Raw genomic sequence first — 1,529 nt, 5'->3', positions numbered from 1 at the left:
GGTTCTACGACATGTCTCCCGGGCTCTGGTCGGGAGGTGGAATCATGACCACCGCGGATGACGTCGCACACTGGCTGGCATCGATGTCCAAGGGTGAGTTGATCAGTAAAGCCGGCATGCGGGCCATGTGGACACCCGAGAAGTTGAACAGCGGCGCCGATGGTGACTGGGCCGCGGGCTGGCACGTGCTGAAAACAACGCCCGTGCGAGAAGTCGCCGGCATGGGTGGCGCCCGTGCCGCCTTCATCGTGTATCCCGATGAGCGCTTGGCCATCGTCGTGCTGACCAACCTCGTCGGGTCGAACCCCCAGAACTTCATCCCGAAAATCGCGGAAGCCTACCGCTCAACACATGCGGACGCTGGGGAAATCCAGGCGCAATAACGGCAAGGGGCGCAAGGGACAGCCGGCGAGGATATCCGCGTGTGTTAGATGTGGATCTCTCACCAGGAGGGAGAACGTCGATATGAAGATGCTATTCGTTGGCCTTGTTCTGATCGCGGCAGCCGCCTCTGCGAACGCTGGCGGTATAGGCAATCGCGGGAACCTTGGCCACGCCCCCAGCAACGCGCCGGTGTGTCCCGATGGGCAAGTGGCTCAGTTCGTCGGCGTGATCAACGGCAAGGCTACCTGGCGCTGCGTACCCGTTTAAGCAAGGTGTCGTATTGAGCGGGCAGGCCTTGTCGTTTCATCGGACAGGCCTGCCCTTTTTCACCCACTCCCCTGCGCTGCCACTGGCAGCACATCCCGACGCGTGTCATCGCAGCTCGCCTTCACCGGCACCGACATCAGCGCTCCGCGAAGTGAACGAAGGAGGACGCGGTCACATTGCTCCGTGATCGGCTGGCCGCGTTCCATGCGTTCGGTGTTGCCCTCCATGTAGCGGATCGTGCGGAACGGCGTGGTCGTCGACGAGCTGGCTGCGTCGGCGAAGGCGATGTCCAGCGATTGTCCGAGCAACTGGCCGCCCTGTTCTTTCAGCAGCTCGCCGCCGTTGGCTGTCCAGTGCGCGACCGGGTTGGGGTCCGCCTCTGCATCCGAGATGACGCGTATCGTGTTTACGTAGCTGCTGCGCTTCGATTCGCCTGGTGCAAACAAGGCCACTGTGTTGTCGAGCACCAGGGTTGTCTGGTCCTGCGTCAGCGAGAACACGGGAGTCACGACCACGACCCACGTATCAGGGTGCCCAGCTCCACGCGGGAGTACGGGCATCTGTGTGCCGGATAGTGTCCACGCCTTGCTGCGCCCGGCCAATTCAGTGTAGAGGAACGTGCCGAGCACGGGCTCGTATGGCTCAAGTACCTTATTGGCCTCCGTCTCGATACGGGTCTTCTGCGACTCGCGGCTGCCCTTCGAGATAAGGGCATGCGTAAGCACGCCGGCAAGCAACCCTACGGCGTTCGGCGCCGGATACATCATGCTCACGGGCGCCACGCCCGCCTGGTCGAAGTTGACCACACCGCGAAAAACCACCTTCTCCGAAAGCGGAAGTTGCATCGCCCAACGGAGGGTTGCGGGGTCGGCCAGGCG

3 protein-coding genes are annotated in these 1,529 nt (G+C 62.6%); 2 read left to right on the top strand and 1 reads right to left on the bottom strand.

The genetic code is table 11. The features are described 5' to 3' along the window. Positions 1-383, top strand: a 383-nt coding sequence (locus AC1DSN_RS22455; protein WP_477333026.1) for a serine hydrolase, incomplete at its 5' end; no start/stop codon positions are given. 82 nt (positions 384-465) lie between these two features. After that, on the top strand, positions 466-651 hold the full coding sequence (locus AC1DSN_RS22450) for a hypothetical protein (RefSeq protein WP_477333024.1): 186 nt from the start codon (positions 466-468) through the stop codon (positions 649-651). Between the two features lie 59 nt (positions 652-710). Here AC1DSN_RS22450 and AC1DSN_RS22445 read toward each other — a convergent pair. Continuing rightward, on the bottom strand, positions 711-1,529 hold an 819-nt coding region (locus AC1DSN_RS22445), incomplete at its 5' end, for a hypothetical protein (RefSeq protein WP_477333022.1).

The sequence above is a fragment of the Luteibacter sp. P4_D7_3 genome (assembly GCF_056401735.1).
This window is presented reverse-complemented; position numbering and strand designations above follow the sequence as displayed.

Excerpts from the sequence above, each read along its gene's own strand:
- AC1DSN_RS22450 (WP_477333024.1), top strand. The coding sequence starts at position 466 with ATGAAGATGCTATTCGTTGGCCTTGTTCTGATCGCGGCAGCCGCCTCT.